This window comes from Microvirga tunisiensis (assembly GCF_009296175.1).
GTDB lineage: Bacteria > Pseudomonadota > Alphaproteobacteria > Rhizobiales > Beijerinckiaceae > Microvirga > Microvirga tunisiensis.
Window position 1 is genome coordinate 1 of the sequence record NZ_VOSK01000625.1, and the last position, 2,127, is coordinate 2,127.

2 protein-coding genes and 1 pseudogene are annotated in these 2,127 nt (G+C 59.4%); all 3 read left to right on the plus strand.

Annotated elements, in window-relative coordinates:
- Positions 1–127: pseudogene (locus tag FS320_RS46770) on the plus strand (IS630 family transposase); the annotation flags it as partial.
- A gap of 35 nt (positions 128–162) precedes the next feature.
- A complete protein-coding gene (locus FS320_RS42150; protein ID WP_338105691.1) occupies positions 163–885 on the plus strand; it encodes an outer membrane protein in 723 nt (240 codons plus the stop codon).
- A 227-nt stretch (positions 886–1,112) separates the two neighbouring features.
- A partial coding sequence (locus FS320_RS42155) for a diguanylate cyclase domain-containing protein (protein ID WP_152718491.1) occupies positions 1,113–2,127 on the plus strand: 1,015 nt, incomplete at its 3' end.

Consider the following 2,127-nt stretch of genomic DNA (forward strand, 5'->3'; position numbering starts at 1 on the left):
GGAGGCCATCAACCGCTACGTGGCTGAAACCAATGCACGTCCCAAGCCCTTCACCTGGACGGCCAACCCAGATGAGATCATCGCTGCCGTCCGGCGAGGGCACCAAGTGTTAGATTCCGTCCACTAGGCCTGCTTGCTGCAACAGCCCTCACAACGGCGGCTGTGTCTGGTGTTTCTGCTGCCGATCTGCCGGTCCGCTCGGCTCCGCCGCCACTCGTCGCGGCTGTTCCGGTCTTCACTTGGACCGGCTTCTATGTCGGTGGCAACCTCGGCTGGGGCTGGCGTGACGATGATAACGAAACCGTCGTTCTGACGGGCCCTGGCGTTCCGGCTGGCCTGGTCGGCACACTGAACTTCGGCAATGGTAACGACGGCAACTTCCTTGGCGGCGGCCAGATTGGCTACAACTACCAGATCGGCTCGTTCGTGATCGGTGCCGAGGCTGATATCCAGGGGATCGCGACCGACGACAACGATGCGGTGTTCGTCGCAGGCCCCGGTAATGCCGGCGTCTTCGTGCCCGGCGAGTTCGAAGACTCGGCCGATTGGTTCGGCACGGTGCGCCTGCGCGCCGGTGTCGCCTTCGACCAGTTCCTGATCTACGCCACGGGTGGTCTGGCCTATACGGACAACAACACCGGCTGGACGGCCGGTGGTGGTGTCGAGTGGGCTCTGCCGGTGAACTGGTTCGGCTCCTCAGCGGTCACCCTTGGCCTGGAAGGCCTGTGGGTCAGCCTCGATGAAGACGATGACAACAACGGCGTCATCGGGACCTTCACGCCGGCTGGCTTAGCGCCGGTCAACGTTTCGCTGCCGCGGGGTGATGACGAGCAGGACTTCTTCGTCGCCCGGGCCAAGCTGAACTTCAAGTTCGGCACCTACTAGGATCGCCGCATCGACAGCAACTGACGAGGCCCGGGGCAACCCGGGCCTTTTTAGTGCATGAAGGCCAGGAAATGGTCGCCCGGTTTCGTTGAACATTTTATGGAATCATAGAATCGCGCTCGGGATAAACTAGGAGCGTCGCGTTTTGCCCATCAACGCGTACTTGACAGTGTTCTGTCATGATCAATTGCGATAAGATCGGCATATAATCTCCTAAGGATGGGTCTGTGTCACTGCGCACCCTCAAAGTGATTTTCGGGGCTGTTACCGTCTGCTTCCTTGTGGCAAGCGCCTACATCGCGGTGCTCGTGACAGAACGTCAGAAGGTCCTGGGAGATATCACGCACTACAACCCGGCTTGGCACGCAAGCCAGGCAGTCTCAGAGTTTATGCGCCTCGAGCGTCGTTTAGATGCTTTCAATGTTCAAGGCCGAGGCGTCGATAAGGACGAAGTTGAACTCCGCTTCGAGATCCTTCTCAGCCGGGCAAAGCTCCTCATGGAGGGCGGTTTCCAAAGCATCATTCAGGACGATCCGGATCAGCAGGCCACTCTCCACCGTCTCGCCGACGTCTTGGTACGGATGCAGCCTCTCATCGCCGAACTTGAGCACCCTGGTTCCGTTCAGCAAGCACTTCAGCTCTTGGAGCCGCTGGAGGCAAGGTTGCTGCAACTCGCATCCTACGCACAAATCCGTGGAGGTGAGAGGATCGCCCTGGATCAGCAAGAGCTTAATCGCCTGTACTGGATCTTCTCGGGACTGTCTCTCGGTCTGATCCTGCTTGGTCTGATCCTGATCGGCCTCTTCAGCAGGCATAACCAGTTGCTGGAACGAGCACATAGCGACCTCCATGCTCTCACCAATGATCTCGCCCATGCCGCCGGTCACGATGCCCTGACCGGATTGGCGAACCGCGCGCTCTTCCATGAGCGATTGGCGGCGCATCTCACCATGTGGCAACAGACGGGGATCCGGTTTGCTGCCCTATGCTTGGATCTCGATCGGTTTAAGAGCGTCAACGATACCTTAGGTCACGAGATTGGCGATGCGCTTTTGAAGGTTGTCGCTAACCGCCTTCGGAACTGTCTGCGCGATGGCGACACGGTCGCGCGCCTTGGTGGCGACGAGTTCGGAATCCTCCAGAAGGTTACGGGCGAGCGCGAACCCTGCACCATTCTTGCGAGACGCATTGTGGAGCGGCTGAGCGCCCCCTACTCTGTTGACGGGCGTGAGATCGTCATCG